Consider the following 26278-nt stretch of genomic DNA (forward strand, 5'->3'; position numbering starts at 1 on the left):
TTCATCAATGTTTTTACCCGAGAGGGCTGGGGTGAGGAACCACGCGAATTTCCCCTCACCCTAGCCCTCTCCCCAACGGGGAGAGGGAGGTTTGCTTAACTTACTTGTTCAGCAGCGCCAGAACTTCTTCTACGCTGGTGGTGTTAGCCAGACGTTCGATAACACTCTCATCGTCCAGGGCATTGGTCAGGCTGGTAATCACCTGAATGTGCTCGTTGTTACGGGCCGCGATACCAATTACCAGACGGGCGATATCATCTTCTTCTTCACCGAAGCGCACGCCTGCCGGGTACTGACAAAACACCACGCCGGTTTTCAGAACGCGATCTTTCGCCTCAACCGTACCGTGTGGTACCGCAATGGATTCGCCCAGGTAGGTCGGGGTCAGTTTTTCACGTTCCAGCATTGCCTGAACATATTCCGGCTGCACGTAGCCGCCTTTCACCAGCTGCTCACCGGCAAAGCGAATCGCTTCTTCTTTATTGCTCGCAGTACGGCCAAGGAAGATGTTCTCAGCACCCAGACGGAACAGGTGGCTGTTGCTCTCATCAAAGCTGTCCTGCAGGCTGGTACGCACTTTCACTTCGTTTTCTTCGTGACGCTGTGCCGCCACCAGGCGTTCGGTCAGGCTGGTATACAGGCCGCTGTCGAGGAAGTTGGTCAGTGAAATGTGCTGCGCCTGCGGTACCTGGCGCATCGCACGCTCGGTCAGGTCGCGGTGGGTGATAACCAGGTCAACATCCGGCGGCAGGCTGTTAATGGCGCTGTTGGTGACGGAGATCTGAGACAGACCGGCATCCGCCACTTTCTTACGCAGTACGCCTGCACCCATGGCACTGGAACCCATACCGGCGTCGCAGGCAACGATGATTTTACGTACGTGGCTCAGGTCGTTAGAAACATCGCCCGCAGCCAGCGGCGTTGCGCCTTTAGACAGGGCTTTCATGTCCTGCATACGACGGGTTGCCGCTTCGATATCGTCCTCTTCTTTCACCTTGCTGGTTTTCAGCAGGATAGACGCCACGATGAAGGAGACCGCCATTGCTGCAAAAATTGCCGCGAGGTTAGCGAAGTAAGCACCTTTCGGGGTCATCGCCAGTACTGCCAGGATAGAACCCGGAGAAGCCGGAGAAACCAGACCGCCACCCAGCACGCTCAGGGTGAACACACCGGTCATACCGCCGAGGATAACGGCGAGGATCAGACGTGGGTTCATCAGCACGTACGGGAAGTAAATTTCGTGGATACCACCCAGGAAGTGGATGATTGCCGCACCGCCCGCAGACTGTTTCGCACTGCCACGACCGAAGAAGATGTACGCCAGCAGGATACCCATACCTGGACCCGGGTTCGCTTCAATCAGGAAGAAGATAGACTTGCCGAGGTCGTGAGACTGCTGAATACCCAGCGGTGAGAAGATACCGTGGTTGATGGCGTTGTTAAGGAACAGGATTTTCGCCGGTTCAACAAAGATGGACGCCAGCGGCAGCATGTCGTGGGCAACCATGAAGTTAACGCCCGCCGCCAGCAGTTTGGAAAGCACTTCAACTGCCGGGCCAATGCCGAGGAACGCCAGAATCGCCAGGATCATACCGATGATGCCGGCAGAGAAGTTGTTCACCAGCATTTCGAAGCCGGATTTGATCTTGCCATCAACCCAGACGTCGAACTTCTTAATTGCCCAGCCGCCCAGAGGACCGGCAATCATCGCGCCGAGGAACATCGGCATATCCGCACCGACGATCACACCCATAGTTGTAATCGCACCGACCACGCCACCGCGGTCACCACCCACCAGACGACCGCCGGTATAGCCGATAAGCAGCGGCAGCAGATAGGTGATCATTGGGCCAACAAGTTTCGCCAGCGTTTCGTTAGGCAACCACCCTGTCGGAATAAATAACGCGGTGATGATACCCCACGCGATAAACGCGCCGATATTTGGCATCACCATGTTGCTGAGGAAACGACCAAAGCTTTGAACTTTGATCTTGAAATCGGATGACATAAAACACCCCTTCTTTTTGTTTACGCAGGCCTTCGGCCCGAGGTTTGTTGTTAATGCGGTGGCAGAGGTTGCCCAGCCCTGTTCTGATGTCGTGAAATTTGGCACTTAATACTTTAACTGTCCAGACAGGCAAAAATAGTGTGATCTGAGTCACGTAAATGTAGGGGGTGTGCCAATGAATGGAGTGATGTACATCACAAAATTGAAGTGTAAAAAAAATACAATGGACGTAAAAGCGGCAGTTTGACCCGTGAAATGTGAAATAAATCACATTTTGCTATCGTCTGTTTGTTTCTGGAGTGTGATCAAATCCACAAAAAATTTTTATACGGAATACTCTGGATGTGATCGCCGGCAACATCTGTTTTACCGATCAACGCCAGGATGTAAGTCAGCAACACGTATTGTTAAAAAAATAGTGCCATAATGGTCTATGGCGAAAAGCACTAAGCTGGATTAAGCTCATAATGTAAACTTAGGTTTATTATTATTCAGGATATATTTTGACACGCTTATAAACTTGCGTGGAGATATAAGAGAAAATCATACTCCCCGGCTCTGAAATATTAAGTTCACGATCGTGTACTTAACAGTGAATTAATATGCTTGCTTACCATTTAATTATTTAAATGAGTTGTTGATTTATTTAGCGAGGCAAATATGTTTCTCAACTATTTTGCGCTGGGTGTGTTGATTTTCGTATTCCTGGTTCTTTTTTATGGAATCATCGCTATCCATGACATCCCCTATAACATAGCCAAAAAGCGCAACCATCCCCATGCCGATGCGATCCATACGGCGGGGTGGATAAGCCTGTTTACGCTCCATGCCATCTGGCCATTTCTGTGGATTTGGGCCACGCTCTACCAGCCAGAGCGTGGCTGGGGGATGCAGAACCACATTCAGCCGCCAGAACGTAGCCCCGACGTAGATGCGCTGGCGAAGCGCGTAGCCGAGCTGGAACAAAAACTGGCCGCCGTGCCGCCCGTTGCTGACAAGAATACGCCGGAGCAATAATCATGGATCTGTTAATCATATTGACCTATGTCGCGTTTGCATGGGCCATCTTTAAAATATTCCGTATCCCGGTAAACCAGTGGACGCTGGCGACCGCAACATTAGGCGGCGTATTTATCGTGGCCGGCCTTATTTTATTAATGAACTATAACCACCCCTATACGTTTACGGCGCAGAAAGCGGTAATCTCAATTCCGATTACGCCGCAGGTTACAGGGGTGGTAACTGAAGTGACCGATAAAAATAACCAGCTCATTAAAAAGGGCGAAGTGTTATTTAAAATCGATCCGGTCAGGTATAAAGCGCGCGTCGATCGTCTGCAGGCCGACCTGGTGACGGCGACACACAATATTGATGTCCTGAAAGCTCAGCTTGCAGAAGCACAATCGAATACCACCCGCGTCTCCGCCGAGCGTGACCGTCTGTTCAAAGACTATCAGCGTTATGTAAAAGGCAGCCAGGCGAAGGTGAATCCGTTCTCTGAAAGCGACATCGACAACGCGCGGCAAAACTACCTGGCGCAGGACGCCATGGTGAAAGCGTCGGTGGCGGAACAGGTGCAGATCCAGAGCCAGTTAGAGAGCATGTCTAACGGTGAGCAGTCGCAGATCGCCTCCCTGCGTGCACAGCTGGCCGAAGCCACCTACAACCTGGATCAGACAATCGTTCGCGCGCCAAGCAATGGCTATGTCACCCAAGTGCTGATTCGTCCGGGAACCTACGCGGCCTCGCTGCCGCTGCGTCCGGTGATGGTGTTTATCCCTGAGCAGAAACGCCAGATCGTGGCGCAGTTCCGCCAGAACTCATTGTTGCGTTTGAAACCGGGCGATGAAGCGGAAGTGGTGTTCAATGCCCTGCCAGGCCAGGTCTTCTCCGGTAAACTCACCAGCATTCTGCCGGTGGTGCCGGGCGGTTCCTACCAGGCGCAAGGGGCGCTACAGGCGCTGACGGTGGTCCCGGGTACGGATGGCGTGCTGGGCACCATCGAGCTGGAGCCGAACGCCGACGTGGATTCCTTGCCTGACGGTATCTACGCGCAGGTTGCGGTCTATTCCGACCACTTCTCGCATGTTTCCGTGATGCGTAAGGTCCTGCTGCGTATGACCAGCTGGATGCACTACCTCTATCTCGACCATTAATCCCCTGAAAGGCAGGCATGCGCGACGCATCGCCTGCCTTTTTTCTTTGCCTGAGCCATACTTATGCTTTTGTTGGCGGATAAGGAGCAGGCAATGAAACTCATCGGCAGTTATACCAGTCCCTTTGTACGTAAAATCTCCATTCTCCTGCTGGAGAAAGGCATCACTTTTGAATTTGTTAATGAGCAGCCCTATCAGGCTGAAAGCGGTGTCGCGCAGTACAATCCCCTGGGCAAAGTCCCGGCGCTGGTAACCGATGACGGTGAACACTGGTTCGATTCCCCCATCATTGCCAGCTATATCGAACTGCTGGATATCGCCCCGGCGATGATCCCCCGTGAACCGAAAGCAGCGCTGGCTATCCGGCAAATCGAGGCGCTGGCGGACGGGATCATGGATGCGGCGTTAGCCTCCGTGCGTGAACAGGCCCGCCCGGCGGCGCAGCAATCTGAGACCGAGCTGCTGCGCCAGCGGGAGAAAATCACTCGCAGTCTCGATCATTGTGAGCAGCTGATCCGCGAGGGGAAAATTGCCACCGACAGCGTCAATCTGGCGACCATCGCCATTGCCTGCGCCATCGGCTACCTCAATTTCCGCCGGGTTTCACCGGGCTGGTGCGTCGATCGTCCGCTGCTGGTTAAGCTGGCGGAAACCCTCTTCCAGCGTGAAAGTTTCGCCCGTACCGAACCGCCAAAGGCTTGATGTCGTCGATAACACTTCCTTGCCGGACGCGGTACAATCGCCCTGACATTGACTCCCTCTCCCGTCGGGAGGGGGGAAAATACCTAACCGTCAGGCATATTCATGACTACTCAGCACGCTCTCTACAGCCAACTCCCCGCGACCGATCGTCTGCTTCGCGATGCCCGTCTTACTGCCATTATTGCCCGATTTGGTCACAGCCGAACGGTGGAAACCTTGCGTCTGTTGCAGGACGAAGCCCGCGCCGGGATCCGCGCCGACAACCGCCTGCCAGCGTGGTGCGGCGACTGGGCCCAGGAGACCGAAAAGCGGCTGACGCAGGATGACGAACAGGGGCTGCGGCAGGTGCTGAACCTGACGGGCACCGTGCTGCATACCAATCTGGGACGCGCGCTGCTGGCAGAGGAGGCGGTTGCCGCGGTCACCCAGGCGATGCAGGTGCCAGTGACCCTGGAGTACGATCTCGACGGTGCCGGACGCGGCCACCGAGACCGCGCGCTGGCGGCGCTGCTGTGCCAGCTCACCGGGGCGGAAGATGCCTGCATTGTGAATAACAACGCTGCGGCGGTGCTGCTGATGCTGGCCGCGACGGCGAGCGGCAAAGAGGTGCTGGTCTCCCGTGGTGAGCTGGTGGAGATTGGCGGCGCGTTTCGCATCCCGGATGTGATGACCCAGGCCGGGTGCCAGCTTCGCGAAGTGGGCACCACCAACCGTACCCACGACCGGGATTACGCCGCAGCCATCAATGAAAACACCGCTCTGCTGATGAAGGTGCATACCAGTAACTACCACATCGAAGGCTTTACCCATGCCGTCGACGAAGCCGAATTGGTGCGCATCGGGCAGGAGAAAGAGGTGCCGGTGGTCGTCGATCTGGGCAGCGGTTCGCTGGTGGATCTCAGCCGCTATGGCCTGCCGAAAGAGCCGATGCCCCAGGCGCTGATTACCGCCGGTGTCAGCCTGGTGAGCTTCTCGGGGGATAAGCTGTTAGGCGGTCCGCAGGCGGGGATTATTGTCGGCAAGCGCGATCTGATTGCCAGATTGCAACAGCATCCACTGAAACGCGCCCTGCGGGCGGATAAAATGACCCTCGCCGCGCTGGAGGCGACTTTGCGACTCTATCTTCACCCGGAGACGCTGGCCGAACGGCTGCCGACGCTACGCCTGTTGAGCCGCGATGCCGCCTCCATTCATCGTCAGGGAGAGCGGCTGCTGACACACATTGCTGCACACTATCCTGACTTCGAGGTGCGGGTGGAAGATTGCCTGTCGCAGCCGGGCAGCGGGTCGTTGCCGGTGGATCGTCTGCCCGGCGCGGCACTGACCTTCACCCCGCGCGACGGGCGCGGCGGCCAGCTGGATGCGCTGGCATTGCGCTGGCGCTCGCTGCCCGTGCCGGTGCTTGGACGGATCAAGGACGGGCGCCTGTGGCTGGATTTACGTTGCCTGGAAGATGAAGCACTGTTTCTGGAGATGTTGTTGAAATGATTATTGCCACTGCCGGTCATGTTGACCATGGCAAAACGACGTTGTTGCAGGCGATCACCGGCGTCAACGCCGACCGACTGCCGGAAGAGAAAAAGCGCGGCATGACCATCGATCTGGGTTATGCCTACTGGCCGCAGCCGGATGGCCGGGTGCTGGGGTTTATCGACGTGCCGGGGCACGAAAAGTTTTTATCCAACATGCTGGCAGGGGTGGGCGGTATCGATCACGCCCTGCTGGTGGTGGCCTGTGATGACGGGGTGATGGCGCAGACGCGGGAGCATCTGCAGATCCTCAGTCTGACCGGCAACCCGCAGCTGACGGTGGCGCTGACCAAAGCCGACCGCGTTGACGACGCCCGGGTGGAGGCGGTGCGTGACGAAGTGCTCGCCACCCTGCGGGAGTATGGTTTTGCCGACGCGACGCTGTTTGTCACCGTCGCCACCGAAGGGCGGGGAATTGATGCCCTGCGCGATCATCTGCAACAGCTCCCTGAGCGCGCCCATGCTGACCATCACCGTTTTCGGCTGGCTATCGACCGCGCCTTTACCGTGAAAGGGGCGGGGCTGGTGGTGACCGGCACGGCGCTGTCTGGCGAAGTGCGCGTGGGTGACAACCTGTGGCTGACCGGGATCAACAAGCCGGTACGTATTCGCGGGTTGCACGCACAGAATCAGCCTGTCGAACAGGCGCACGCCGGACAGCGTATTGCCCTGAACCTGGTGGGTGATACGGAAAAAGCCGAGCTGAACCGCGGCGACTGGCTGCTGGCCGAAGCGCCGCCGGAGCCTGCCACGCGGGTGATTGTCTCCCTGCAGGGCGACGTACCGCTCGCGCAGTGGCAACCGCTGCATATTCACCATGCCGCCAGCCACGTGACGGGGCGTGTCTCGCTGCTGGAGGGAGCGCTGGCGGAGCTGGTCTTTGACACCCCTCTGTGGCTCGCCGACAACGATCGGCTGGTGCTGCGCGATATTTCTGCCCGCGTCACCCTGGCCGGGGCGCGGGTCGTGACGCTTAACCCCCCGCGTCGCGGTAAGCGTAAGCCGGAGTACCTGCACTGGCTGGCGACGCTGGAGACGGCGACGGATGACCGCAGCGCCCTGCTGGCGCACCTGGAGCGTGGGGCGGTGAATCTGGATGACTTTGGCTGGGCACGCCAGCTCAGCGGAGAAGGGCTGCGTCAGTTGACGCAGCAGCCGACGTTCATCCAGGCCGGAAACGGTCTGTTAAACACCCCGGTTGCCGCCCGCTGGCAGCGTAAAATTCTCGATGTGCTGGCAACCTATCATCAGCAGCATCAGGATGAACCTGGCCCCGGGCGCGAGCGCCTGCGCCGTATGGCGCTACCGATGGAGGATGAAGCTCTGGTGCTGCTGCTGATCGGGCGGATGCGCGAGAGCGGAGAGCTACACAGCTACCACGGCTGGCTGCATCTGCCGGATCATAAAGCGGGCTTTACCCCGGAGCAGCAGGCCGTCTGGCAAAAAGCGCAGGCGCTGTTCGGCGACGACCCTTGGTGGGTACGCGACCTGGCGCGCGAAACCGCCACTGAGGAACAGACCATGCGTCAGGTGCTGAAGCATGCGGCGCAGCAGGGGCTGATCACCGCGATCGTCAAAGACCGTTACTACCGCCACGATCGCATCGTCACCTTTGCGAATCTGATCCGGGCGCTGGATAGCGAGCGCGGCTCGACCTGCGCGGCAGATTTCCGCGATCGGCTGAACGTCGGGCGTAAACTGGCGATCCAGATCCTGGAGTATTTCAACCGCATTGGCTTTACCCGCCGCCGCGGTAACGATCATCTCCTGCGTGACGCGCAGCTCTTTACCGGCGAGTCGCCGCAGCCTTAAGCCTCGCTTCTGGCAAGTTTCTGTTTTGCCAGCCATACGGCGCCCAGCCTGCCCGCCTGGTTACCCAACTGGCAGGGCAGGATGGGCACCTGCAACGATTCCCACTCTTCAAAGGTCTGCAGGTGCCTGTCGAGCAGCTTATAAATTTTCTCCTGCTCGCTGATGCCGCCGCCAATCAGCACCACCTGCGGATCAAACATGGAGATGACGCTGTAGACCCCGCGGGCCAGAAACAGCGCCCACTCTTCGACGGCTTCGCGCAGGTGCAGGTCGTTCTCCATACGCTCGAATAGCTCTTCGCCTTTCGGCATCTCCTCTTCGGAGACCGCCAGCGCCCGGCGGCAGGTCTCCATCAGCCCTTTGGCCGAGGCGACTTCATGCATCCCTTCGCCGTTCTTGCCGACCGGGATCACCCCGAACTCCCCGGCGCGGTGGTGCGAGCCGCGCCAGAGATCGCCCTCCACCACAATACCGCCGCCGATGCCGGTGCCGAGCGTAATGCAGACAAAATTTTCATATTCACGCCCCGCGCCGCGCCAGCGTTCGCCCAGTGCAGCACAGTTAGCGTCATTCTCGGCGATAACCGGCAGGTCCGTCAGCTCTGAGAAAAGCGCATACAGGTTGACGTTGTCCAGATAGTCGAGCGCGCCCGCCTTTGCGGCTTCGCCGGTATGGGTATTGATGTGGCCAGGAAAACTCACGCCGATAGCCGCGATCTCGTGTTCATTCTGGTAAGCCTCGACCACCTCGCGCCATTGTTGCTTAAAGCTCTCCTCATCCTCTGGGGTATCAAACTGATCGGTGGCGATTTCGTTGCCGTTCTCGTCGATCACGCCGTGTTTAATGTGGGTTCCGCCCACGTCAAAGCCGATAAAAAGCCGCATTTATCCTTACCTCCGCCCGGGTTGTGCGCTTTAAGTATGGCTCAGCGCCGGAAACCAAACGTAAAGTAAGGTAATGCGTGAAGGGGCTCGCAAAGCAGGCGACGACTGGCGATATTTTCACCGCCGCGGTCTACCTTTGAAAGACACTACACACAAGGAGACAGTCATGACGAATAACCCTCCATCAGCACGTATCCTGCCTGGCGAATATGGTTTTCCTCTCAAACTTAAAGCCCGTTATGACAACTTTATCGGCGGCGACTGGGTTCCTCCGGCCGACGGCGACTATTATCAGAACCTCACCCCGGTGACCGGCCAGCCGCTGTGCGAGATCGCTAGCTCCGGGAAGCGCGATATCGATCTGGCGCTGGATGCCGCCCATAAAGCGAAAGAGAAGTGGGCGCATACCTCGGTGCAGGATCGCGCGGCGATCCTGTTCAAAATCGCGGATCGCATGGAGCAGAATCTGGAGCTTTTAGCCACGGCGGAGACCTGGGACAACGGTAAACCGATCCGCGAAACCATGGCCGCCGACGTGCCGCTGGCTATCGACCATTTCCGCTACTTCGCCTCCTGTATTCGTGCGCAGGAAGGGGGGATCAGCGAGGTGGACAAAGATACCGTGGCTTATCACTTCCATGAGCCGCTGGGCGTGGTCGGACAGATCATTCCGTGGAACTTCCCGCTGCTGATGGCCGCCTGGAAAATGGCGCCCGCACTGGCGGCAGGCAACTGTGTGGTGTTGAAACCGGCGCGCTTAACCCCGCTGTCGATCCTGCTGCTGATGGAAGTAGTGGGCGACCTGCTCCCGCCGGGCGTTGTGAACGTGGTCAACGGTGCGGGCGGGGAGATTGGTGAATATCTGGCGACCTCCAAACGGATCGCCAAGGTAGCCTTTACCGGCTCCACCGAAGTGGGCCAGCAGATCATGCAGTACGCCACCCAGAACATCATCCCGGTCACGCTGGAGCTGGGCGGAAAATCCCCGAACATCTTCTTCGCCGATGTGATGGACGAAGAGGATGCCTTCTTTGACAAGGCGCTGGAAGGATTTGCGCTTTTTGCCTTCAACCAGGGTGAAGTCTGTACCTGTCCAAGCCGGGCGCTGGTGCAGGAGTCCATTTACGAACGCTTTATGGAGCGCGCCATCCGCCGCGTGGAGTCGATCCGCAGCGGCAACCCGCTGGACAACGGTACCCAGATGGGGGCTCAGGTTTCCCACGGGCAACTGGAGACGATCCTCAACTACATTGATATCGGTAAGAAAGAGGGGGCGGACATCTTAACCGGCGGACGGCGCAAGATGCTGGACGGGGAGCTGAAAGAGGGTTACTACCTTGAGCCGACCATCCTGTCCGGTAAAAACAACATGCGCGTCTTCCAGGAGGAGATCTTTGGCCCGGTGCTGGCGGTGACCACCTTCAAAACCATGGAGGAGGCGCTGGAGCTGGCCAACGATACACAGTATGGCCTGGGCGCAGGCGTCTGGAGCCGCAACGGCAATCTGGCCTATCAGATGGGACGCGGGATCCAGGCAGGACGCGTATGGACCAACTGCTATCACGCTTATCCGGCCCATGCCGCGTTTGGCGGATATAAACAGTCGGGTATTGGCCGCGAAACGCACAAGATGATGCTGGAACATTACCAGCAGACGAAATGCCTGCTGGTCAGCTACTCCGACAAGCCGCTCGGGCTGTTCTGACCCTTCAGCGCAGGCCGCCCCAGGGAGGCCTGCGCAATCTGTTTACGCAGGGTATTCAGCACGCCGTCGAGCACATACTGCACCCGCCATGGTTGATAGTCACGTTTACGGAAGATAGCGACCAGATCCAGCCACCACTCCTCTTGATGCGCGAAGCAGGGCACCAGAACCCCCTGTTCGATCTCTTTCTGCAGGCTCTGTTTGGGCGCAAAAACGATCCCCAGATGATTGCGCGCCAGCTCCAGCGCCGTCTGGGTATTGTCGCAAATATAGTTCCCGGTGACTTTATAGTCATGTATCTGATTGCTGTGATTCGAGCGGAAACGCCAGATATTGGCATCGTCGATAACCATTGAATCAATAAGAATACAGGAGTGGTTAATTAAATCTTCAGGATAACTAATAGGGTGCTTTTTAATATATTCCGGGGTGGCGAAAGCGGTAACCGAATATTTGGTTAAGGTCGTGGCGACCAGACTTTCATCTTTGGGTAGGGCATAGGTAATTAAAATATCACAATCGTCGGGGAACACGACGCCTTCGAGAAACTCGCTGCCACTCAGGTTATAGGTTTTCAGGCTAATGCGAATATCGCCAATATTGTCGATCTCATGAATCACGTGGCGGGCCAGCCAGGTAATGATACCCGTTGGTCCGTAAATAGTCACTTTACCGCGTTTTTCATGCTTATAATCTGCAATAAAATTAACCAGTTGTTCGTTCTTTTCCAGCGAGGCGTTGATAAAGGGCAGCAGCGACTGGCCAAACTGGGTCAGCGCCAGGTGGCGGGTGGTGCGCTCAAAAATCTTCAGCCCGACGCGAGTTTCGAAATCCGAGAGATATTTACTGACGTTGGCCTGGGCCATACCCAACAACGCGGCAGCATCACCAATGCTGTGAGTGGCGGCAATGACGGAAATAATTTTTAATTCGCGCGGTTTGATTTGCAGCTTGTTCATTGCCTGATGCTCATCTATATGAATTTATATATAATATTATACAAATATCAAAATTGCATTGCGATTTTTGTAACCATTATTATGCGCCGGGTCGCAGGAAATTTAATGGATTACAAACAATGACGTTTAAAAAGAGTTTACTCATCGCCACGGTTTTATTTGCGGCTGCTCCCGCAATGGCCGATGAATTTTCAATTGGCGCGGGCGCCGTTTTTAATGAATCACCGTATAAAGGTTATAACGAGAATGTTTTTGCTGTTCCATTAATGCACTACGAAGGGGAACACTTTTACGTGCGTCAGGCTACTGGCGGCTGGATTGTCTGGAAAGATGCCAAAAACGAACTTAGCCTGACCGCCTCCTGGATGCCGCTGCATTTCGATCCGGACGATAACGACGACTCTGCGATGAAGCAGCTGGACGAGCGCAAAGCCTCCGCGATGCTGGGCGGGGCATACTATCGCCACGAAAGCTGGGGTAGCCTGAAGTTGGCGATTGCCGCCGATGCGATGGATGAGAGCGGCGGCGTGATGGGTGAAATCTCTTATTTCCGCCCGTTCCGCATGGCGCGCCTGACCCTGACGCCATCGGTAGGGGTCTTTTACTACGATGAAAGCTTCAACGATTACTACTACGGCGTGTCGCAGAAAGAGTCCCGTCGCAGCGGTTTAGAGCAGTACAACGCAGGCGAAACCGTGACTCCTTATGTGGGTGTGGCAGCTAAATACCCGCTGACACAAAATCTCTCTCTGAATGCCAGCGCCGTCTATACCGTGCTGCCTGACGATGTGAAAAACAGCCCGATGATCGACCGTGACGACAGCTTCGCGCTGATGACCGGCCTCTCCTGGAGGTTTTAAGGAAGTAAAAATCAGCCCTCAGAGATGAGGGCTGATTCTGTTTTCCGGCTTTAGCGTGCGGCGTTCGCCTCATCCACCCAGATCCGCATCTCCCCTTCGCCCCGGTTAGCCCAGCTAAACCACGGAATAAAGGTCAGCGTCTGCGCCTGTTGCGTGGCGGGCGCACGATCGTATTGCCACAGCGGTTGGTGTTCAGCGTCCGCGGCGTGGCGGGCATACCCTTGCGTCTGGATCAGTATTTTATGAGCAAAAATCCCTTTGCCTTCAACGAGCCTGAATTCGCTGTCGGCTGGCAGGGAAAGGTTGTGCAGCCCCGCACCGTTATCCGCCTCTTCAAGACAGTAGACCAGTGGCCCGCGCTGCAAAGCCACTTTTCCGGCCTGCTGGCGCACCTGCGGATTACCGTAAACCCGGCGGACCGGCATCGGCAGGGTTAACACCAGCTTATCGCCTTTCTGCCAGCGGCGGGTCAGGTAGATATAGCCCTGACGCATCTCACCCGTGATGGGTTTGCCATTCAGCGTGAGCTGTGGATTGTCACACCAGTCCGGCACACGTAAGGCCAGGGTATAGTCGACGTCCACCGAGGAGGCGATCTCAATGACGACCTGCTCCTGCCACGGGTAGTTGCCGCTGATCCGCAGCTGCAACTCCTGCTCACCCACCGGGAAAGCCATGCTGTTGCCGATGTAGAGGTTGATAAAGAGGGCATCGTCGCGAACGGTATAAATGTAGTGACCAATCGAGGCCAGAACGCGGGCGATGTTCGGCGGGCAGCAGGCGCAGCCGAACCAGCGCTGGCGAACCGGCTTCACGTGATCGTAGATATGGTTAAATTTCAGCGTCTTCGGATGTACTTCCAGCGGGTTGACGTAGAAGAAGTGTTTTCCGTCCAGCGCCATGCCGCCAAGCACGGTGTTGTACAGCGCCCGCTCCATGACGTCGGCGTACTGGCTGTTGGCTTCCATTTCCAGCATGCGACGGGCAAACATCATCAGGCCGATGGAGGCGCAGCTCTCGGCATAGACGGTGTCGTTCGGCAGATCGTAATCGCTGCTGAAGGCTTCACCGCTGCTCTGGGAGCCGATCCCGCCGGTGATATAAAGCTGGCGCTGCGCCATGTTGTTCCACAGCCGCAGGCAGTCCTGGCGCTTACTCTCGTCCTGGCTCAGGCGGGCCAGGTGCGCGACGCCGGTCATCAGATAGACGAACCGCACCGCATGGCCGATGGCGGTTTGCTGTTCCGCCAGCGGCTGATGCGCCTGGCTGTAGGCTTTATCCTGCACCATCCACGCCGGGCCGTAGGTGTTCCAGTACGAGGTTTTGCCCCGCTTTTCATATTCGATGTCGTAGAAGTGCGGCTGGGTGCCACGCTCTTCAACAAAATATTTCGCCAGCGCCAGGTAGCGCGGCTCCTGGGTGACATCAAACAGGCGCATCAGCGCCAGCTCGATCTCCGGGTGGCCAGGATAGCCATGTAGCTGCTGCTCGCCCGGACCAAAAACGCTGTCGATATGGTCGGCCAGCTTACAGACCACCTCCAGCAGACGGCGTTTGCCGGTGCCCTGGAACCAGGCCACGCCCGCTTCAATCATATGTCCGGCGCAGTAAAGCTCGTGGCACTCCGCCAGGTTTGTCCAGCGCTCCTCCGGCGCTTTCACCGTGAACCAGGTGTTGAGATAGCCATCGTCGCACTGCGCGGCGGCTACCAGCTCAATCACCTCATCGGCGGTTTTTTCCAGTTCCGCGTCGGGCTTCTGGCACAGCGACCAGGCGACCGCCTCGAGCCATTTCGCCACGTCGCTGTCCTGAAAGACCATCCCGTAGAATTCACCATTTTGCTGACCCGCCGCGATGCGAAAGTTGCTGATGGCATGGCTCGGTTCCGCCTCCTCAATGCGATCGTTCAGGGCATCCCACTGGTAGGGGATAACCACATCGCGCACCAGCTGTTGATACTGACCCAGAAACGGGTCGCTGATTTTCAGTTTATGCAGGTCGGGTTCCATTATGGACATTATGTTCTCCTCAGGCGTGAGCGTGACGCTGGCGCAGGTCGGTGGCAATGCGCGTCATCATCGGGTTATTGAGTCGGCACTTGCGGATCGCCAGCGCCAGCAGCAGATGGAAAAGGGCGGGCAGCAGGGTCTCCATGGCGGTAATGCCCTGTAATGAGGCGGGCGTCTGGTTGCCCGCGCCCGGCTGGTAGGCGACGAAAATAAACACCAGGCTGATGATCCCGGCGCTGGAAGCCCAGGCCAGCTTGATGAAAAAGAGGTTAAAGGCGAAGTTCATGCCGGAGGAGCGTACGCGAGTTTTCCACTCGCCGTAGTCGTCGGCAAAGGCCATCAGCGCGAAGTGCAGCGGCAGGGTAAAACCGAGGATCACGCCGTTCGCCAGAATGACCACCAGCCACAGGGTCTGGTAAACCGGGCCGCCGGGCAGGAACCACATCCCCACCGCCAGGGCTGCCAGCACCAGGTTGGTGTAGTAGTAAAGTTTGACGGTGTCGCTGCGACGCGACAGCAGGTTAACGATCACCGCGCCCAGAATAGAGGCAAAGGTCACCATGGTGAAGAAGAGCGAGGTGTAGGCGGTGCTCCCTTCCAGCACGTAAGTGATGAAATACATGTAGCCGCCGCCACGAATGTTGAAGACGTTAATCAGCAGGAAAGACATCACCAGCATCAGCAGCAGCTGGTCGTTTTTACGCAGACCGGCGAGGTGCTCCTTAAGGGTAAATTTTCCCATCATCGCCAGCGGTACGCGCTCGCGAACCCAGAAGAAGCAGCACAGGAACATCACCACCGCAATGGCGCACAGCACACCCACGCCGAACTGATATCCCTGCGCCACGTTGCCCTGGCCGAGAAGTTCAACCAGCCAAGGCAGGCCAACGGAGACCAGAAAACCGGCCACGCCGCACAGCACAAAACGCCATGACTGGCAGGAGATCACTTCGCTGTGGCGGGTGGTCATGGTGTTGATCAGCGCGCAGTAGGGCACGTTGATGGCGGTATAGCCCACCGAGAGCAGCAGATAGGTGCCGAAGGCCCAGGCGATTTTGACTCCCATGCCCGCGTCCGGCACGGTGAAGGTCAGCACGCCGATAATGCCAATCGGCAGGGCGACCCACAGCTGCCAGGGGCGAAAGCGTCCCCAGCGGCTCTGGGTACGGTCGGCGATGATCCCCATCACCGGGTCGGATATCGCGTCGAAGATGCGCAGGGCGATAAACAGCGTGCCGACCAGCGCCGGGGTTAAACCAAAGACATCGGTATAGAAAAAAGTGAGAAAGTTCATGATCAAACAGGTGATCACCGTGCCGCCGGCATCACCCAGGCCGTAGCCTATTTTTTCTCGCACCGTCAGGCGATCGTTGATGGCCTGCTGGGCGATCTCTGTCTGTGTAATCGGGGTGGAAGTCATGAGGTAACTCCTCGGGTTATTGGATTTTTTATGTTGTTTTGCAGAGTACCTGACTAATTTTGCACTGTTCCCTGGGGGCAACAAGGGAAGGGAAAAGTATAAAAAGGTGAGGATTCCGACCTTGTTCGTAAAATGTGATTTTGATCGGGACGAATAACAAATAGCTGTTAATAATCAGTGATAAAGAGAAAGAATCTGCTCATAAATAGCGAGAAATTGAATAACCATGCTCGAATTATCCATAGCGCTTCCGATCAGGGTGCAGAATGGCGGCTATTTTATCTCCCGGGGCGTCGGGCGACATCCGGCGCGCAGGCTCGACTCCTGGGAGGTCATCTTTGTGGAAAAGGGGACATTAACGATCCAGGAGGATACGACGCTGTTTGAGGTCCATGCCGGAGAAAGTCTGCTCCTCTGGCCCCACCGCCGACACAAGGGGATTGAAGATTTTCCTGCCGATTTACGCTTTTACTGGCTGCATTTTGAAGTTCACGAGCAGGCCGCGCCGTCATCCCTGAGTACACTGCTGTCGGTGCAGCAGCACGGCAAAACCGGCGATCCGCAGGCGATGATTGCCCTGTTCCGGCAATTTCTGACCGAACAGGAGAAGCTCCAGCGCAGCCCGGCGCTGGAATTTATTCTGCTGCTGATTTTGCAACAGCTCTCAGTCATGCCCGGGCAGGAGCTCGCCCCGGACGAAGCGGGCGTCAGCCTGGCGTGGAAGGCGCGGCAGCTGATCAGCACGCAGTTTCACCGGCCACTCTCCACGTCGCAGCTTGCCCGGGAGCTGCACTGCAACGCAGATTATCTGGGGCGGGTGTTTCGTCGGGTCTTTCATCTGACGCTCACTGAGGCTATCCACCGTCAGCGCGTCCGGGCCGCGGAGAAGTTACTGCTTAATGATGCCGTGTCGCTCAAGGAGGTGGCGGTGCGCTGCGGGTTTAACGACACCGGATATTTCCGGCAAATTTTTCGTAAGCATACCGGGTTAACGCCCGGCGTCTGGAAACGCCGCTACTGCAAGGAGCACATCAATTCCGCCTGAGCGCTGTGGCAAATGGCCAGTATTCGCGGCAGGGTGCACAAAAGTGACTTTTTGCCCCGTCTGATCAAAGCGCGTGCCCTGAACACTCTGGCAACCTGACTTTTTCAACAAGGATGGAGCAGGCGATGAACCCGTTTATTGTTGCGGACCCGGCGAAATGTATTGGCTGTCGCACCTGCGAAGTGGCCTGCGTGGTCTCGCACCAGGAGAATCAGAATTGTGCCGCTGTGACGGCAAAGACCTTTACCTCCCGCATCCGGGTGGTGAAAGGCGGGACGTTCACTACGGCGGTTACTTGCCACCAGTGTGAAGATGCCCCCTGCGCCAACGTCTGCCCGACGCAGGCGATCCAGCGTGAGCAGGGGGTCTGGCGGGTGGAGCAACAGCGCTGTATCGGCTGTAAAAGCTGCATGATTGCCTGCCCGTTCGGGGCGATGCAGGTGACGGGAGAGGCGGAAGCGGTGCAGGCGCTGAAGTGCGACCGTTGCGCGCACCGCGAAGGTGGACCCGCCTGCGTGGAGGCCTGTCCAACCCGCGCATTAAGTTGTGTCGATCCTGCCAGATTACGTGCCGAACGGCTGCGTTATCTGGCATAGATCATTACTGATCGTTTTCCCGCCAGGCGAGGTCGATTTCCTCGGCGAGGATCTTCACGCCCGCTTCGATTTTTTCCGGGTCCGGGACATAGTTCATGCGCATGCACTGGTGGGTATGCGGCCACGGCTTGTCCAGCCCCGGGAAGAAGTAATCCCCTGGCACCATCAACACTCCGCGCTTTTTCAGACGCTGATAGAGCAGCTCGGTGGTGATCGGTAGATCCTTAAACCACAGCCAGAGGAAAATTGCCCCTTCGGGTTTGTGGATCAGACAGCGCTCTTCCGAGAGATAACGGCGGATAGTCGCAATGGTCTCCTGGACGCGCTGATAGTAGAAGGGCTTAATCACCTCGTTGGACAGGCGCAGCAGATCGTTGCGCTTAATCATCTCGCACATCATTGCCGGGCCGATCCCGCCAGGGGAGAGGCTGATGATGCCGTTCATGTTGGTGATGGCGGTGATGATTTTCTCATTGGCGATGATAATCCCGCAGCGGCTACCCGGCAGACCCAGCTTGGAGAGGCTCATGCACAGGACAATGTTCGGGTTCCACAGCGGACGCGCTTCGCTGAAGATAATGCCCGGGAAGGGCACCCCATAGGCATTATCAATCACCAGCGGAATGTCATGCTGGTTCGCCAGCGCATCCAGCTTAATCAGCTCTTCATCGGTGATGACGTTGCCGGTCGGGTTGGTGGGGCGCGAGACGCAGATCATCCCGGTCTCTTCGCCAATATGCAGATGCTCAAAATCGACGTGATATTTGAACTGGCCTTCCGGCAGTAGCTCGATGTTCGGGCGCGCGGCGACGAAAAGATCGTCCTCAAGGCCGGAGTCGGCATAACCGATGTACTCCGGCGTCAGCGGGAAGAGCACTTTTTTGGTGGTGCCGTCGGCACGTCGTCCCGCGAAGAGGTTAAATAAGTAGAAAAACGCGCTCTGGCTGCCATTTGTCAGAGCAATGTTCTGTGGATCAATCTCCCAGCCGAGGGTGTCGCGCAGCATCTCCGCGAGGGCAGCGAGCAGCTCGGTTTTGCCCTGCGGGCCGTCGTAATTGCACAGCGCATCTCTGGCTTTGCCATTTTCCAGCATGTCTGCGAGGAGCGTCTGAAAATAGGCGTTCATCTCGGGGATTTGTGCCGGGTTACCGCCGCCGAGCATGATGGCGCCCGGTGTGCGCAGCCCGTCGTTGAGATCCTCCATCAGGCGGGTAATGCCTGAATGGCGGGTGAATTTGTCGCCGAAAAGTGAAAAAGTCATAGCAGGTGATCTGTCGAGCGTGTTCTAAGTGTGGCTCACCATAACGCTACAGCTGCGCAGGTGCAAATCAGCGTCGAAACGAAGATGTGTGGCTTTATGTTGTTAGTTTGCCATCAGGCAGCAAGTTATCCTGCCTCCCTCTCCTGTGGGAGAGGGATTTTGCCCCTGCCGATCAGCGATTGCCTGCCCACACCACCATCACTTTGTCGTCCTGATGCTCGCGTACAAAGCCGTAGCCCTGAGGCAAGGTTAACGTGGTTTGTCTGCCTTCACCGATCGCCGGATGGCGGGCGCGGAACTGCCCGAGCCGCTGCCAGTGGGCGACGGTTGCAGCCTGCGCGCCGCTGATATCCTGCCAGTTCATGTCCGAGCGCGTGCCCTGTAAAGGATCGGAACCCGTCGGGCCGAACGGTCTTGCAGATTCATCGCCATAAAAGATCTGCACGCTGCCCGGCGCCAGCAACAGCAGCTCTGCCGCACGCTGGTCACCCTCGCGGAACAGACGGGTGTCATGGGAGGAGAGATAGCTCAGGACGTTAAAGCTCTGCAGCTTTTCCGCCATCTGCTGCCAGGTCAGGTCGATGTCGGCCAGGCAATCTACCGCTTTGGCCGCCTGCTCCTGGTAATCAAAATTGATCATCGCATCGAAGCCGTGACGGTAGTAATCGCTCTGCATCACCCCGTGTCCCCAGGATTCACCGGTCATCCAGAACGGCGCATCGTCGAGTTTTTTCTCCGGGTTGGCCGCTTTCCATGCTTTAAGGGCATCGCTGGCCTGATCTTTCAATTGCTGCCAGCCCGCCAGCTCAACGTGCTTGGCGGTATCGACCCGGAAACCGTCGATACCGTATTCACGCACCCACTGACTCAGCCAGTGGGTGAGGTAATCCCGGGGCGTGTAACCGTCAATGGCCTTCGCCCGGGTGTCGGGCTTGTGGCGATAAAAATTCGGTAAGCCTGATGGGGTGGTCGATTCCGTTTTCAGGTCCGGCAGGAAGGCCAGCGACATGGTCAGATCGTCGAAGCCGGGGTTGTCGTAGTCACCAATATCGGTGCGTATCCACTTCTTGCCCCACCAGTTTTCCCAGCCCGCTTTATCGCTGAAGTTGATGTAGTCATTAAAGCTGTGCCAGCTCTGTCCGGTGCCCGGTTTCCAGTCGGTCCAGCGTTCGCCCAGGGTTTTCTTCAGCTCTTCGCCCTGCAGATAGAGCGACCCGAACTGGTACTCCTGCATATCGGCCAGCGTCGCGTAACCGGTGTGGTTCATCACCACGTCAAAGAGGATGCGAATCCCCCGGCGATGGGCTTCATCCACCAGCTGACGTAAATCATCCTCCGTACCCATGTTGGCATCGAGCCGGGTCCAGTCCTGGGTGTAATAGCCGTGATAGGCGTAATGGGGGAAATCCCCCTTGGTGCCGCCGCCGACCCAGCCGTGGATCTGCTCCAGCGGGGAGCTGATCCACAGGGCGTTAACGCCAAGCTGTTGCAGATAATCCAGTTTGCTGGTGAGCCCTTTCAGGTCGCCGCCGTGGAAGGTGCCGATCTCCTGCATGCCATCTTTATGGCGCCCGTAGCTGTTGTCATTGGCCGGATCGCCATTCTCAAACCGGTCGGTGAGAACAAAATAGACGGTGGCGTTTTGCCAGCTGAACGGGGCGGGCTTGTCCGTTTCTGCCCGCTCAAGTAACAGCAGGCCGTTGCTCCCCGGTGCGGGTTGCAGGGTAATTTTACCCTGCTGCACCGTCGCGGTCTGTTTGCTGTAAAAATCACGCACCACGCTCCCTTCCGGGAAGGTATTGCTGACATCGAGCGTCAACGGTTTGCCGTCCCATTTGGGACACTGGCGCACTACCGATGCCACCGCCTTTTCGCTGGCGCTGGCAACGGTCAACATCAGCGTTGGCGTGCCGGAGCGGGTATCAATTCGTGCCTGATAATCCCCGTCGCGGAAGATACGCCACTGCGCCGGATCGCCTTCGCACGGCTTCAGTGACATCATCTCGTTGAGTTTTATGGCGTTAGTGGGTTGCCAGCACGCCTTGTCAAAACTCAACGTTAGCGGGCGGGTACCCTTCGTCAGCTTTGCCTGTGCCGTGAAGACGCCCGATCCTTCAGCGGTAAAGGCCGGAAAGCCGGGGGCGGACCAGTCGGCGCTGGCCAGTGCAGGCAAGAACAGAAGAGCGAGAGCAGAACGTTTCATACCATTTTCCTGTCACAGCATTTTGCTCAGTTTGCCATCTATTTTAGTGGGCAAACTCATCCCCTGGCGCTATCGCGCAGGGAGGAGCAAAGAGGGTGAGTGATCTCACGCTAAGTACGCTGTTTAACTGCGATATTGAGCACGTTTTCGCGAAAATGATGCTGAAACGCGCAGATTCCAGGTGACAGGGTTTCGGATTTGGACTATTTCTAAGGATGCTCTTCTCGTCTATTTTTGCTAGGATTTGAGATTCGCCTCTCAATTTTCGAAAAAAATAAGGTGTTGGAATGTTTCTATCCGACCAGGAGACCTAATGATATCGACTCCCATTCGACGATATGGGGCTGCGATACTCATGTTACTCACCACGGCATTTTCTGGTGGGGTGCTTGCAAAGACGCACACGGATACAACGAGTAAGAAAGCCCACGTCATAAAGACGACAACAAGTAGTAAGGTTAGCAGTAAACAAGAGTATTCTCGCAATAGTGCAAAGAGTAGTTCACTTCCTGATTTGCGAAAATACCCTTCCGGAACACCAAGGAAAAAAGCGTTTCTCCGGACGGTAATGCCTTACATCACAAGTCAAAATGCCGCGATTACGGCGGATCGTAACTGGCTTATTTCCAAGCAGTACGACAGCCGCTGGTCGCCGTCCGAGCGTGCGCGCCTGAAAGAGATAGCCAAAAACTATAAAGTGAGCTGGAACGGGAACACACGTCGTGTACCGTGGAACACCTTGCTTGAGCGTGTGGATATCATCCCAGGCAGCATGGTCGCAACGATGGCTGCAGCCGAAAGTGGCTGGGGCACCTCTAAGCTGGCCCGTAGCAATAACAACCTGTTCGGCATGAAATGTGCGAAAGGTCGTTGTACTAATGCGCCGGGCAAAGTGAAAGGCTACTCGCAGTTTGAATCGGTAAAAGATTCCGTGAATGCGTATGTTGTGAACCTGAACACGCATCCGGCCTATAAATCCTTTCGTAAGTCGCGCGCGCAGCTGCGTAAAGCAGACCAGGAAGTGACGGCGAGCAATATGATCCACAAGCTGAAAGGTTACTCAACCCAGGGCCAACGCTATAACAACTATCTGTTTGCAATGTACCAGGATAACCAGCGCTTAATTGCCGCTCATATGTAATCTTAAAAAAAGGCCTTCCATCCGGAAGGCCTTTTTTATTTATATCAGTACTTCACTGTAGCGATCGCGATACTCTTTCGGCGTGGTGTCATACTCTTTTTTAAAGACCGAATAGAAATACTGCAACGACGGATAACCGCACATCTGCGAAATCTCGTTAATGGAGAGCGAGGTCGAAATCAGCAGGCTGCGGGCTTTCTCCAGTTTCTCTGCATGGATAACCGCATGGATCGTCTCGCCCACCTCTTCTTTAAAGCGCTTCTCCAGATTTGAACGCGAAATCCCTACCGCATCCAGCACCTGATCCACTTTGATACCTTTGCAGGCGTGGTTACGAATGTAGTGCATGGCCTGAATGACGGCCGGGTCGTTCAGCGAGCGGTAATCCGTTGAGCGTCGCTCCACCACACGAACCGGTGGCACCAGCAGACGTTGCAGGGGAAGATTTTCATTATCCAGCAGCCGGTGCAGCAGCTTGGCCGCCTGATAGCCCATCTGACGTGTTCCCTGCGCCACGGACGACAGCGCCACGCGTGACAGGTAGCGGGTGAGCTCTTCATTATCGATCCCGATGACGCACAGCTTTTCCGGCACCGGAATATGCAGATGTTCGCACACCTGCAGCACGTGCCGGGCGCGGGCATCGGTCACGGCGATAATGCCGGTCTGCGGTGGCAGGGTTTGCAGCCAGTCGGCGAGCCGGTTCTGCGCGTGCTGCCAGTTTTCCGGGGCCGTTTCCAGCCCCTGATAAACCACGCCGCGATACTTCTCCTTTGCGACCAGCTGACAGAATGCGTATTCCCGTTCCGCCGCCCAACGTTTTCCGCTGGAGGTGGGCAGGCCATAAAAGGCGAAGCGGTGAACCCCTTTTTCTTTGAGATGGAGAAACGCGCTCTCTACCAGAGCGTGATTGTCGGTGGCGATATAGTGAACGGCAGGGTAGTGTTCCGGCTGGTGATAAGAGCCGCCGACGCCGACGATGGGCACATCGACATCGACCAGCAGTTGCTGGATAACGGCGTCGTCAAAATCCGCGATGACGCCGTCGCCCAGCCAGTCTTTGATATTTTCGATTCGCGTGCGGAAATCTTCTTCGATGAAAATATCCCACTCGGATTGCGACGCCTGCAAATATTCCCCAACGCCCTCGACGACCTGACGGTCATAAGCTTTGTTGGCATTGAATAACAACGTAATGCGGTGACGCTTCTCAAACATGGCGCTATTTTTCCAGTATCAGTGACAGATGAAAAGGCATCCTCAGGCGCGCCGTTTGGTAGCGGAATCCATCCATACCGCCAGCAACAAAATGGCACCCTTGACGATATACTGCCAGAATGTCGGGACGTCCATCATACTCATTCCGTTATCCAGCGACGCCATAATAAATGCCCCCATAACTGCCCCTGCGACGCTACCAACACCTCCGGCAAGGCTGGTTCCGCCGATGACACAGGCGGCGATGGCATCGAGTTCGGCAATATTCCCGGCAGACGGCGAGCCCGCACCCAGACGCGAGCTTAAGATCAGGCCCGCTACGGCAACCATCAGGCCGTTAATGGCAAAGACGGCAAGTTTGGTGCGTTCAACATTAATACCTGACAGACGTGCGGCCTCGAGGTTGCCGCCGATGGCATAAATACGCCGACCAAAGGCGGTGCGGGTCGCCATAAACATGCCTGCCAGTAATAACAGAACCAGTATCAGCACTGGCGTCGGCACGCCGCGATAGTCATTCAGCAGCCAGATTGCCCCCAGCACGATCACCGCCGTCAGCGCCTGACGCCCAACGACAGAGGTGGAGGGCATTGTGGCTAACCCTAACGCCTGACGGCGCATTCTGCCGCGCCATTGCCAGGCTACAAACGCCATCAGGCCAATCGCGCCGAGGGTAAAACCAACCCCGCCGGAGAGATAGCTCTGCCCAATCTGCGACATGGAGGCGCTGGTGGGGGAGACGGTGGTGCCGTTGGTGATGCCAATCAGAATGCCGCGGAAGGCCAGCATTCCCGCCAGCGTGACGATAAATGACGGTACTTTGCGGTAGGCCACCCACCAGCCGTTCCAGGTGCCGAGCAGCAAGCCGAGCAGCAGGGTGACCACGATAGTGAGCGGCAGCGGCCAGCCCAGCCAGACGTCGAAAATCGCCGCCACGCCCCCCAGCAGGCCCATCATTGAGCCCACGGAGAGGTCGATTTCCGCAGAGATAATCACAAACACCATCCCCACCGCCAGAATGCCGGTAATGGCGGTCTGACGCAGCAGGTTGGAGACGTTACGGGCGCTGAGATAGGAGCCGTCGGTCATCCAGGTGAAGAACAGCATGATCGCCACGATAGCTGCAATCATGACAAACACCTGCAGATTGAGCGCTTTTAGCCCGGAAAACAGACCCGGTGCGGGTGCCGTGGCTTTTAACTCAGTGGGGTTGCTTTTCGACATGGCGTTCGCTCCTTAGTGCGGCTTCCATCACCTGTTCCTGCGTCAGGTTCTGGTTTATCAGGTTGGCTTTCAGTTTTCCTTCGTGCATCACCAGTACCCGGTCACTCAGACCCAGCACTTCGGGAAGCTCCGAGGAGATCACAATCACGGCGATACCCTGCTGGACCAGCTGGTTGATCAGCTTGTAGATTTCATATTTCGCACCGATATCAATTCCGCGGGTGGGTTCATCGAGGATCAGGATGCGCGGGTTGAGCAACAGGCAGCGGGCGAGGATCGCCTTCTGCTGATTGCCCCCGCTCAGGCGGCCAATCGCCAGTTCCGGGGAGGAGGTTTTGACTTTCAGCTGCTGTAAAGAGTGAAGAATGCAGTGCTGTTCCGCGGCGTCGTCCAGGCTGCTCAGCGTGCCGCTGAACTGATCTAACGCGGCAAGGGTGATATTTTTGCCCACCGCCATCACCGGTACGATGCCATCTTTCTTGCGATCTTCCGGCACCATCGCGATACCCTGGGCAATGGCCTGCTGACAGTTTTTGATCTCTACCTGCTGCCCATCAATAAAGATGCTGCCCTCCCAGCGGCCAGGCCAGACGCCGAACAGACACTGCACGGCCTCGGTGCGCCCGGCGCCAACCAGCCCGGCCACCCCCAGGATCTCACCGCGATGCAGCGAAAAAGAGACGTCATTGACCCGTTTAATATGGCGATTCACCGGATGCCAGGCGGTAAGATGCTCCACGCGCAGCACCTCTTCCCCCAGGGTGTGCGGCTCATTCGGGTAGAGCGCGGTGAGCTCACGGCCCACCATCATGGTAATGATGTCATCCTCGCTCATCCCCTGCGCTTCCCGGGTGCCGATATGCTGTCCGTCGCGAATTACGCATACCGTGTCCGAAATGGCTTTCACTTCGTTGAGCTTGTGGGAGATATAAATGCAGGCAATCCCGTGGTTTTGCAGGTCACGAATGATGTCCAGCAATACCGCGGTTTCCTGTTCCGTCAGCGATGCTGTTGGTTCATCGAGGATCAGCAGACGCACCTGTTTGTTCAGGGCCTTGGCGATCTCCACGAGTTGCTGCTGTCCCAGACCTAAATCACCCACCCGGGTGTCGGGGGAGATCGTCAGACTGACCTGCGCCAGCAGCTTTTCGCAGCGCAAGGTCATGGTGTCGTAATCCAGGAAGCCGTGGCGGGTTACCTCGGCGCCGAGGAAGATGTTCTCCAGCACGGTCAGATGCTTCACCAGCGCCAGCTCCTGGTGAATGATGGCGATCCCTTTGCGCTCGGTGTCGCGGATATGTGTGGCCTGCAGCGTTTCGCCGGAAAAGACAATTTCACCCTCGTAGCTGCCGTGAGGATAGATGCCACACAGAACCTTCATTAAGGTGGATTTGCCCGAGCCATTTTCGCCGCATAACGACATGATCTCGCCGGGGTTTAAGCGCAGGCTGACGTTGTCGACGGCCTTCACCGCGCCAAACGCTTTGGTGATACTTTTCATTTCAAGTAAATAAGACATAACTGCTCCACATGACCCGAAGGAAAA

General features: G+C 56.9%; 20 protein-coding genes. 10 read left to right on the forward strand and 10 right to left on the reverse strand.

The features are described 5' to 3' along the window. Positions 1-100: 100 nt before the first annotated feature. On the reverse strand, positions 101-2008 hold the full coding sequence (locus tag GNG26_RS00650; protein ID WP_156237470.1) for a PTS mannitol transporter subunit IICBA: 1908 nt from the start codon (positions 2006-2008) through the stop codon (positions 101-103). Positions 2009-2668: 660 nt separating this feature from the next. Between GNG26_RS00650 and GNG26_RS00655 the strand changes: the two genes are divergently transcribed. From GNG26_RS00655 to selB, 5 genes are all read left to right on the forward strand, one after another. After that, entirely contained in the window at positions 2669-3025 is a 357-nt protein-coding gene (locus GNG26_RS00655; RefSeq protein ID WP_114316214.1) for a DUF3302 domain-containing protein, read from the forward strand. A gap of 2 nt (positions 3026-3027) precedes the next feature. Next, positions 3028-4164 carry an HlyD family secretion protein gene (locus GNG26_RS00660; RefSeq protein WP_156237471.1) on the forward strand — a complete coding sequence of 379 codons (1137 nt, stop codon included), beginning with the start codon at positions 3028-3030 and terminating at the stop codon, positions 4162-4164. A gap of 93 nt (positions 4165-4257) precedes the next feature. After that, positions 4258-4866, forward strand: coding sequence for a glutathione S-transferase (locus tag GNG26_RS00665; protein ID WP_114385523.1), 609 nt, complete (start codon positions 4258-4260; stop codon positions 4864-4866). Between the two features lie 102 nt (positions 4867-4968). Next, the gene (gene selA, locus GNG26_RS00670; RefSeq protein WP_156237472.1) at positions 4969-6354 is read left to right on the forward strand and encodes an L-seryl-tRNA(Sec) selenium transferase; all 1386 of its coding nucleotides are present in this window, start codon (positions 4969-4971) and stop codon (positions 6352-6354) included. Then, positions 6351-8207 (forward strand): selenocysteine-specific translation elongation factor, encoded by a 1857-nt coding sequence (selB, locus tag GNG26_RS00675; RefSeq protein WP_156237473.1) that lies wholly within the window; start codon positions 6351-6353, stop codon positions 8205-8207. Before selA ends, selB begins: the two co-directional genes overlap by 4 nt. Here selB and GNG26_RS00680 read toward each other — a convergent pair. Next, positions 8204-9091 carry an ROK family protein gene (locus tag GNG26_RS00680; protein WP_103824338.1) on the reverse strand — a complete coding sequence of 296 codons (888 nt, stop codon included), beginning with the start codon at positions 9089-9091 and terminating at the stop codon, positions 8204-8206. The genes selB and GNG26_RS00680 overlap by 4 nt on opposite strands. Positions 9092-9257: 166 nt before the next feature. Between GNG26_RS00680 and aldB the strand changes: the two genes are divergently transcribed. After that, a complete protein-coding gene (gene aldB / locus GNG26_RS00685; protein WP_103177755.1) occupies positions 9258-10796 on the forward strand; it encodes an aldehyde dehydrogenase AldB in 1539 nt (512 codons plus the stop codon). On the opposite strand, the gene GNG26_RS00690 is transcribed toward aldB, so the two are convergent. Continuing rightward, positions 10766-11755 carry a LysR family transcriptional regulator gene (locus tag GNG26_RS00690; protein ID WP_156237474.1) on the reverse strand — a complete coding sequence of 330 codons (990 nt, stop codon included), beginning with the start codon at positions 11753-11755 and terminating at the stop codon, positions 10766-10768. The genes aldB and GNG26_RS00690 overlap by 31 nt on opposite strands. 119 nt (positions 11756-11874) lie before the next feature. On the opposite strand from GNG26_RS00690, the gene GNG26_RS00695 reads away from it, so the two are divergent. Next, positions 11875-12615, forward strand: coding sequence for a MipA/OmpV family protein (locus GNG26_RS00695; RefSeq protein ID WP_156237475.1), 741 nt, complete (start codon positions 11875-11877; stop codon positions 12613-12615). Between the two features lie 50 nt (positions 12616-12665). On the opposite strand, the gene GNG26_RS00700 is transcribed toward GNG26_RS00695, so the two are convergent. Both GNG26_RS00700 and GNG26_RS00705 read right to left on the reverse strand, forming a co-directional pair. Continuing rightward, positions 12666-14633: a glycoside hydrolase family 127 protein gene (locus GNG26_RS00700; RefSeq protein ID WP_156237476.1), complete on the reverse strand. Its 1968-nt coding sequence runs from the start codon at positions 14631-14633 to the stop codon at positions 12666-12668. A 10-nt stretch (positions 14634-14643) separates the two neighbouring features. Then, positions 14644-16044: an MFS transporter gene (locus GNG26_RS00705; RefSeq protein ID WP_156237477.1), complete on the reverse strand. Its 1401-nt coding sequence runs from the start codon at positions 16042-16044 to the stop codon at positions 14644-14646. Between the two features lie 226 nt (positions 16045-16270). Here GNG26_RS00705 and GNG26_RS00710 point away from each other — a divergent pair, with 226 nt between their 5' ends. Both GNG26_RS00710 and GNG26_RS00715 read left to right on the forward strand, forming a co-directional pair. Beyond that, positions 16271-17089 (forward strand): helix-turn-helix domain-containing protein, encoded by an 819-nt coding sequence (locus tag GNG26_RS00710; protein WP_103177760.1) that lies wholly within the window; start codon positions 16271-16273, stop codon positions 17087-17089. Between the two features lie 125 nt (positions 17090-17214). Next, a complete protein-coding gene (locus GNG26_RS00715) occupies positions 17215-17685 on the forward strand; it encodes a 4Fe-4S dicluster domain-containing protein (protein WP_103824345.1) in 471 nt (156 codons plus the stop codon). 4 nt (positions 17686-17689) lie between these two features. Here GNG26_RS00715 and avtA read toward each other — a convergent pair whose 3' ends face one another. Further along, a complete protein-coding gene (gene avtA / locus GNG26_RS00720; protein WP_156237478.1) occupies positions 17690-18946 on the reverse strand; it encodes a valine--pyruvate transaminase in 1257 nt (418 codons plus the stop codon). A gap of 172 nt (positions 18947-19118) precedes the next feature. Next, positions 19119-21149: an alpha-amylase gene (locus GNG26_RS00725; RefSeq protein WP_156237479.1), complete on the reverse strand. Its 2031-nt coding sequence runs from the start codon at positions 21147-21149 to the stop codon at positions 19119-19121. Positions 21150-21462: 313 nt separating this feature from the next. Here GNG26_RS00725 and GNG26_RS00730 point away from each other — a divergent pair, with 313 nt between their 5' ends. Then, positions 21463-22290, forward strand: a complete 828-nt coding sequence (locus tag GNG26_RS00730) for a protein bax (protein ID WP_103824347.1) — start codon at positions 21463-21465, stop codon at positions 22288-22290. A 39-nt stretch (positions 22291-22329) separates the two neighbouring features. Here GNG26_RS00730 and xylR read toward each other — a convergent pair whose 3' ends face one another. The 3 genes from xylR to GNG26_RS00745 are packed head-to-tail and all read right to left on the reverse strand — an operon-like array spanning position 22330 to position 26251. Beyond that, on the reverse strand, positions 22330-23508 hold the full coding sequence (gene xylR, locus GNG26_RS00735; RefSeq protein ID WP_103177765.1) for a D-xylose utilization transcriptional activator XylR: 1179 nt from the start codon (positions 23506-23508) through the stop codon (positions 22330-22332). A gap of 42 nt (positions 23509-23550) precedes the next feature. Further along, positions 23551-24732 carry a xylose ABC transporter permease XylH gene (xylH, locus tag GNG26_RS00740; protein WP_156237480.1) on the reverse strand — a complete coding sequence of 394 codons (1182 nt, stop codon included), beginning with the start codon at positions 24730-24732 and terminating at the stop codon, positions 23551-23553. Next, complete coding sequence (locus GNG26_RS00745; RefSeq protein ID WP_156237481.1) at positions 24710-26251, reverse strand: xylose ABC transporter ATP-binding protein; 1542 nt, start codon at positions 26249-26251, stop codon at positions 24710-24712. Before GNG26_RS00745 ends, xylH begins: the two co-directional genes overlap by 23 nt. Between the last annotated feature and the right edge of the window lie 27 nt (positions 26252-26278).

It is taken from the genome of Leclercia sp. J807, assembly GCF_009734465.1.
Lineage (GTDB): Bacteria > Pseudomonadota > Gammaproteobacteria > Enterobacterales > Enterobacteriaceae > Enterobacter.